Source organism: Pseudomonas sp. 05N434, assembly GCF_056396965.1.
This window is the reverse complement of sequence record NZ_JBFTMK010000447.1, coordinates 1-4,290: the sequence shown is the minus strand read 5'-3', so window position 1 is coordinate 4,290 and position 4,290 is coordinate 1. Positions and strand designations below refer to the sequence as shown.

The 4,290-nt window shown below is 61.4% G+C and carries 4 protein-coding genes and 1 pseudogene; 3 read left to right on the top strand and 2 right to left on the bottom strand.

Going from position 1 to position 4,290, the window contains the following annotated elements:
• Nucleotides 1-253: pseudogene (locus AC1DLB_RS22965) on the top strand (hydrolase); the annotation flags it as partial.
• Nucleotides 254-317: 64 nt separating this feature from the next.
• Here the strand turns inward: AC1DLB_RS22965 and AC1DLB_RS22960 are convergent.
• Both AC1DLB_RS22960 and AC1DLB_RS22955 read right to left on the bottom strand, forming a co-directional pair.
• Nucleotides 318-1,745 (bottom strand): mechanosensitive ion channel domain-containing protein, encoded by a 1,428-nt coding sequence (locus AC1DLB_RS22960; protein ID WP_477743692.1) that lies wholly within the window; start codon nucleotides 1,743-1,745, stop codon nucleotides 318-320.
• A 63-nt stretch (nucleotides 1,746-1,808) separates the two neighbouring features.
• Entirely contained in the window at nucleotides 1,809-2,825 is a 1,017-nt protein-coding gene (locus AC1DLB_RS22955) for an alpha/beta hydrolase (protein WP_018925560.1), read from the bottom strand.
• A 160-nt stretch (nucleotides 2,826-2,985) separates the two neighbouring features.
• Between AC1DLB_RS22955 and AC1DLB_RS22950 the strand changes: the two genes are divergently transcribed.
• Complete coding sequence (locus tag AC1DLB_RS22950) at nucleotides 2,986-3,867, top strand: LysR family transcriptional regulator (protein WP_064618753.1); 882 nt, start codon at nucleotides 2,986-2,988, stop codon at nucleotides 3,865-3,867.
• 114 nt (nucleotides 3,868-3,981) lie between these two features.
• Nucleotides 3,982-4,290 (top strand): class I SAM-dependent methyltransferase (locus AC1DLB_RS22945; protein ID WP_477785693.1); only part of this gene is annotated, 309 nt, incomplete at its 3' end.

The following is a 4,290-nucleotide window of genomic DNA, read 5'->3' as shown; positions in this document are numbered from 1 at the left end:
GTCGGCCATTGCCGAAGGCTTTGAAGTATTCGTGGTAACCGACTCTTCCGGCACCTTCAACACCACCGTGCAACAAGCGGCGTGGGCACGCATGTCGGCGGCGGGTGCACACCTGCTGAACTGGTTCGCCGTGGCCTGCGAGCTGCAAGGCGACTGGCGCAACGACATGGAAGGCCTGGCCAACCTGTTGTCCCAGCGTCTGCCGAACTACCGCAACCTGATCAACAGCTACACCAAGTTCACCGCCAAGTAAGGCGCTGAAGAAAAATGCCCGCGATGTGCGGGCATTTTTTTGTACTGATCGAATGTTCGCTGCATCAGCGCTTCTGCAACCATCCCAGAAACCCACCTTTCCTGATCGGCACCGGTTTGGCCATCAACGCCTGCCGACTGTTCTGCTGGCGCACCGCCTGCAACTTGTTCAATGCCCGGCCCACTTCGCTGCGCTGTTCCATGCACTGTCGGGTCAGGTTCTTGTCGAGACGGTAGATGATCGAAGATGTCAGTGCGGTGAACGTCGCCTGTGACGGCGTATCGGCCAAGATGCTCTGTTCGCCCATGACTTCGCTTGGCCCCATGCGACCGGCCTCGGTGAAACCATTGCCGTCCGGCACGCTGGCGCTGACGACGCCAGTGGCGATCACGAACAGGCTGTCCGGCACTTCAGCCAGATCCAGCACCACCTCACCGGCGGCGTATTGTTGCGCGACCATCGATTCGGCGAGGCGGTCGCGTTCCTCATGGCTCAGCGAGCGGAAAATCTTCACTTCATCGAGCAGTGCGCGGGCGCGGGTCGAGGGCTCGATCACGCCGTCGGGGTGTCGCGAGATGCCGGCCGCTTCCAGATGGCGATGGGCGAGGTCGAACAATTGATTGCGCACGTCGCTCTTTTTGCCCAGTTCGGCGATGAACCCGCTGACCACGTATTCGGACATCTCTTCGCCAGCCTCTTTGAGCACCGCTTTTGGCGCGGGCGAGAGCAACAGACTGCTGCTGCCTTGCAGCGTGCGGTCGAGGGCGTCGAGCACCCGGCGTGGGCGGATGTGGTTCGCCACCTTGATGCTGATCGACACCCCGTGCAGGTTGTTCGGGCGGCTGAGGTTGACGATCTTGGCCTTGGCCGCCACCGAGTTCGGCACCACGGCCATCGTGCCGGCGCTGCTCAACAGGTGCGTGGCGCGCCAGTTAATGTCCAGCACTTTGCCTTCGACGCCATCGATCACCACAAAGTCGTCCACCTGATAGGGTTTGGTGGTGTTGAGCACAATGCCGGAGAACACGTCAGCCAACGTACTTTGCAGCGCCAGACCGACCACGATGGCGAACACGCCGGAAGTCGCCAGCAGACCCTTGACCGGCAGATCGAGCACATAACCGGCGGCCGCGACGATAGAGGCCAGAAACACCAGCGCACCGATCACGTCCTGCAGCAAACGGCCGCTGTGACCTATGCGACGCATCAGCACCAGACCGAACACCTCGGTGAGCACTCGTGCGGCGTACAACCACCAGATAATCCCCAGCGCCGTTGCACCGAGTTGCGCCACCTGGTCATCGGCAACCAACGGTGTCTGCAACGGGCTGACGCCAGCGTTGATAATCAGCGCGCTGAACGCCAGAAACAGCACCAGCCGCACACCGACCTTTGGCGCGCGATGCTTGAACGGGACGAGGTGCCAGAGCAGGGCGTCGAGCACCAGCAGCAGGGCGCTCCAAGGCAACAGGTGGGCAGAGAAAAGGCTCATGGATTGCACTCCAGCGGGCACAAAAAAACTCGCCACACCCTGAGGTGTGGCGAGAGGTTGGGCTTAGTTCAGATGCGTCTTGAGCTCAGCCGCGGCCTGACGTACCGCCGCTTTGACTTCCGGAATCTGATTCAGCGGATTGAGCAGGCCAAAGTCATGAATCATCCCGTTGTAGCGCACCGAGGTCACCGGCACACCGGCCGCATCGAGGTGGCGGGCGTAACCTTCGCCTTCGTCACGCAGCACGTCGAATTCGGCGGTCTGCACCAGTGCCGCAGGCAGGCCCTTGAGTTGTTCGGCGCTGGCATTCAGCGGCGAGGCATGGATCTGCGCACGCTCGGCCGGGTTGGTGGTGTAGTTGTCCCAGAACCACTGCATCATGCCTTTGGTGAGGAAGTGCCCCTCGGCGAATTGCTGGTACGAGCCGTCGTCGAACTGCGCGTTGGTCACCGGCCACATCAACAGCTGGAAGCGCAGGGCAGGGGTTTTCTGTTCCTTGGCCATCAGCGCCACGACCGCCGCCATGTTGCCGCCGACGCTGTTGCCGGCCACCGCCAGTCGCTTGCCATCGACACCGATCTCTTTGCCATGCTCGGCCACCCATTTGGTCGCGGTGTAGGCCTGGTTGATGGCGGTCGGGTAGTGCGCTTCCGGCGACGGCGTGTAGTCGACGTATACCGCGACTGCGCCGGAGCCCACCACCAGGTCACGGATCAGGCGCTGGTGAGTCGGGAAGTCGCCCAGTACCCAGCCGCCACCGTGGAAGAACATGAACACCGGCAACTCGCCCTTGACCTTGGCCGGACGCACCACTTTCAGGTTGATGGTCTGGCCGTCGACCTTGATCGCCTTGTCGCTGACTTCAACACCCGACAGATCTACCTTCACCGAAGCCTGGGCACCGGTCAGCACCGCGCGGGCGTCTTTCGGGCTCAGTTGTTCCAGCGGTTTGCCACCGCCGGCGGCGAGGGCATCGAGGAAGGCCTGGGTGTTGTGTTCGACACCGGGGCTGCCAGCGGCGAATGCGTTGCCGATGGACAGGGCGAGAACGGAAGTGGCGAGGGTTTTCTTGATGTTCATGTGCAAATCCTTTTTAAATCGTTTGAGTTTTTATGCCTTGGGATCGGGCTGCTGTGGCGCTGGGGTTCAGGCCTCAGCAACACCGTGAGCACAGATTAATAAGATGTCTGAAAGCGAAAAAGCGGCTATAAAGCGATTAACTGTCAACCAGAGAGTGACAATGAACCCGTTCGAAGACATGCGTATTTTTTGCCAGGTCATGGACTCCGGCAGCTTCACGGCGGCGGCCGATCAGTTGGGCCTGTCCAAGCAGTTCGTCAGCCGTCGGCTGATGCAACTCGAAGAGCGCCTCGGTGTGCGCCTGCTCAATCGCTCCACCCGACGGCTGGACGTCACCCCGCTGGGGCAGAGTTATTACGAATCGGCCCTGCGCCTGCTCAGTGAAGTCGAGCAAGTGGAGCAGGGCATCGCCGGCCAGACCATCGAGCCTCGCGGGACCATTCGCCTGAGTGCACCGTTGTCGTTTGCCGTGGCGCATTTGGGCTGTTTGCTGCCAGTATTTTTGCAGCGTTATCGCGACGTCACCGTCGAGGTCGACCTGAGTGATCGTCCGGTGGACTTGCTCGGTGAGGGATACGATTTGGCCTTGCGCATCGGCGTGCTGGAAGACTCGACACTGATCGCCCGGCGCATCGCCGTCATCGAGCGGGTGTACTGCGCCAGCCCGGCGTATCTGGCCGAACGTGGCACGCCGCTTGAACCCGAGGAGTTGCACAGCCACGATTGCCTGCCGTACGGCCATGGCCGCCAGGTGCAATGGCGGTTCGAAGGGCGGGGCAAACCGCTGACCGTCAATGTCACCGGGCGGATGCGGGTCAACAACGGTGAACTGCTCAAGGACGCGGCCATCGCCGGCATGGGCATCACGTACTTGCCGACCTTCATCGTCGATTCGGCCCTGGAGGACGGTCGGTTGGTGCCGGTGCTGGATGATTTCCGCCCCGAGCCGCTGACCTTATCGGCGGTCTACCCGCAGCACCGTCAGGCCTCGCGACCGGTGCAGGCGTTGATCGAGTTCTTGCGTGAGCGGTTGAACCAATAGGAGGGTGCACGCCATCGTTGATTACAAGATCGCAACAAACCCCTGATGTGGTTTTTCCTGACGCTGATCTAGACTCGTGCCGGTCAATCAAAGGCCCGGAATCTGGAGCGTGCAATGGAAATGCCGACAAAGGAAAAAGCCATCGCCAGCAATCGCGATGCATGGAATGACTCCGCCCAACACCACAAAGACACCCCCGAATGGCAGGCCCGTTTGAGTGCGGTGAGCCATGGCGACTTTTCCTGCCTGGATGACACCCTCACCGGGTTGCTCCAACAGGTCGGTGTCGACGGCAAGGATGTGGTGCAACTGGGCTGTAACAATGGCCGGGAAAGCCTTTCACTGTTTGCGCTGGGGGCCCGCAGCGCAGTGGGCGTCGACCAGTCCGGAGCCTTTCTCGATCAGGCCCGGGAGCTGGCATCC

Coding starts and splice junctions, on each gene's coding strand:
- AC1DLB_RS22955 (WP_018925560.1), bottom strand. CDS start 2,825: ATGAACATCAAGAAAACCCTCGCCACTTCCGTTCTCGCCCTGTCCATC.
- AC1DLB_RS22960 (WP_477743692.1), bottom strand. CDS start 1,745: ATGAGCCTTTTCTCTGCCCACCTGTTGCCTTGGAGCGCCCTGCTGCTG.
- AC1DLB_RS22950 (WP_064618753.1), top strand. CDS start 2,986: ATGAACCCGTTCGAAGACATGCGTATTTTTTGCCAGGTCATGGACTCC.